This window comes from Scytonema sp. HK-05 (assembly GCF_963872035.1).
Classification (GTDB): domain Bacteria; phylum Cyanobacteriota; class Cyanobacteriia; order Cyanobacteriales; family Nostocaceae; genus Kalymmatonema.
Genome location: NZ_CAWMYC010000089.1, coordinates 1 through 2,015 on the forward strand (window position 1 = coordinate 1; position 2,015 = coordinate 2,015).

Below are 2,015 nucleotides of genomic sequence, written 5' to 3' on the forward strand. Positions count from 1 at the left end.
CTAGTGCAGGCTGGCAAAAATAACTGACCAGTGATAGATGTTGGCTTGAATACTGATAAGCTGAAAAGAATCCTTTCAAAACACAGAGGGAAGAAATGCCCCAACCAGTTGCGATCGCGATTAGATTATCCTCTCAACAAAAACGGTTGTTAGAACGAATAGTCCGTGCCCGGACAAATCCGTATCGGTTAGTGCAAAGGGCACAGTTGATCCTATGGGCAGCTCAAGGAATGACGAATACGGAAATGGCGTCATCTCTACGATTAACAAGGGGACAAGTACGATTATGGCGAACACGATGGGAAAATGCAGCCCAAAAATTTGAGCAAGGGGAATCAGAAGGGATCTCGGATGAAAACTTGCTCACACAGATCATCTCGATGCTTTCCGATCAGCCACGACGTGGGAATCCAGGAAAATTTAGTCTAGAAGAAATCGTTCAGATTATTGCAGTTGCGTGTGAAATACCAGTAACTTCTGGGCGTCCAGTTAGCCACTGGACGCCTAGAGAACTTGCAGACGAAGTCATCAAGCGTAAAATAGTTCCAGAGATTTCACCCCGAAGCGTGGGTCGTTTTTTAAAATCAAGCAATGTTGCAACCACATCGAAGTCGTTACTGGTTAAATGCAAATCCTGGAGATCCAAAAGCGTTTAAACTTGAAGTGAATCAAGTTTGTCATTTATACCATTCGTCAGAAGAACTAAAGCTTCAAAGTGTGAATGTTGTGAGTACGGATGAGATGACAGGCATTCAAGCACTCGAACGAGCATATCCCACTCAGGAAATGGAACTGGGTAAAGTTGAATACCAAGAATTTGAGTATATTCGCCATGGAACGCTTTCATTAATTGCCTCAATAAGTGTAGCTGAGGGACTTGTAGTCAATGCCTCTGTTAAAGAGACACGCAACGAAGAAGATTTTGCTAATCATATTGCTCAAATCATCGCCACTAATCCAAACGATGGCTGGATTTTTGTCACCGATCAACTCAATACTCATAAGTCAGAGTCCTTAGTTCGACTTGTCGCTACTAACTGCGCTATTGACATTGATTTAGGTGTTAAAGGTAAATCTGGAATTCTTCATTCCATGGAGTCACGTGCAACGTTTTTAACTGATACAACTCATCGAATTCGTTTTGTTTATACTCCAAAGCATAGTTCTTGGCTTAATCAGATTGAGTGCTGGTTTAGTATCTTAGTACGTCGTTTACTTCGACGTGGCAACTTCATGTCTACTGACGACCTCAAGCAACAAATTTTGAATTTCATCGATTACTTTAATAGTACTTTGGCAAAGCCATTTATTTGGAAGTTTTTAGGCTATCCTAATTCTGCTTAAACTGGTCAGTTATTTTTGCCAGCCTGCACAGAAGAAACTTAAAAACCTGTTAACGAGTTTTGGCAATTAGTTGTTAACAAGTTTCTTAAAAAATCAATAGGGAAATAAAGTTTTGTAGTAAGCCTACTTGGGAACCCGGTACTTTATCATCAATTGTATAATTAACATCTGCTGCCACATAAGGTCAAACTACCCACTCACCAATTCCATCCCCGGCGAAATCCAATTCTGAATGCTTTCTGGTAGAACTCGTTGATTTCTGTTCTGCCAAGCAGTTCTTAAATGCGGTCATAAATCTTTGAACAACCCTACCTTCAGCCGAAGGCACGGTAGGGTTGTTCAATTACCACAATTTTTCCTTTTTGTCACGGGCAGTTAATAAGTGACTCGACTGTTTTCTGTTCTCACGGTGCAGTTCTCAACGGTCACTTATTAACTGCCTATAGTGGCCACAACGTCAATTTTAACCCCCTAGTTTAAAAGGGGTTAATTCTCTTTTTTGACACAGTATTTCGTTCTAACAACCGTTTTTTTTTGTTCGGATAATCTAATCGCGATCGCAACTGGTTGGGGCATTTCTTCCCTCTGTGTTTTGAAAGGATTCTTTTCAGCTTATCAGTACTCGAGCCAACATCTATCACTGGTCAGTTATTTTTGCCAGCCTGCACTAG

The 2,015-nt window shown here is 41.0% G+C and carries 2 protein-coding genes; both read left to right on the plus strand.

Features of this window, described 5'->3' with window-relative positions:
- Positions 1-95: 95 nt before the first annotated feature.
- The gene (locus AACT52_RS11160) at positions 96-656 is read left to right on the plus strand and encodes a helix-turn-helix domain-containing protein (RefSeq protein WP_143173029.1); all 561 of its coding nucleotides are present in this window, start codon (positions 96-98) and stop codon (positions 654-656) included.
- A complete protein-coding gene (locus AACT52_RS11165; RefSeq protein ID WP_073636647.1) occupies positions 592-1,344 on the plus strand; it encodes a transposase in 753 nt (250 codons plus the stop codon). Before AACT52_RS11160 ends, AACT52_RS11165 begins: the two co-directional genes overlap by 65 nt.
- Positions 1,345-2,015: the final 671 nt, after the last annotated feature.

Coding starts and splice junctions, on each gene's coding strand:
- AACT52_RS11165 (WP_073636647.1), top strand. CDS start 592: ATGTTGCAACCACATCGAAGTCGTTACTGGTTAAATGCAAATCCTGGA.
- AACT52_RS11160 (WP_143173029.1), top strand. CDS start 96: ATGCCCCAACCAGTTGCGATCGCGATTAGATTATCCTCTCAACAAAAA.